This window comes from Ferviditalea candida (genome assembly GCF_035282765.1).
Lineage (GTDB): Bacteria > Bacillota > Bacilli > Paenibacillales > KCTC-25726 > Ferviditalea > Ferviditalea candida.
This window is the reverse complement of the sequence record NZ_JAYJLD010000158.1, coordinates 1-226: the sequence shown is the minus strand read 5'-3', so window position 1 is coordinate 226 and position 226 is coordinate 1. Positions and strand designations below refer to the sequence as shown.

Genomic DNA, 226 nt, shown 5'->3' with positions numbered 1-226 from the left:
GCTGCTCAAGAGCAAGCTCTCTCACAGCTCCGCTCGACTTGCATGTATTAGGCACGCCGCCAGCGTTCGTCCTGAGCCAGGATCAAACTCTCCATAAAAATGTTCCTCTATGGAAGTTCGAATCAGCGATCAAACTCTCCATAAAAGTGCGTCCCTAACGATCCGCTTTTATTGCAGAGCCTCTAGCTCATTTCAATCGTTGTTGTCCATTCTTACTCGTTGTTCA

Annotated in this window: 1 rRNA gene; it reads right to left on the bottom strand. The window is 47.8% G+C overall.

The features are described from left to right. Positions 1-98, bottom strand: a 16S ribosomal RNA gene (locus VF724_RS21475); the annotation flags it as partial. Between the last annotated feature and the right edge of the window lie 128 nt (positions 99-226).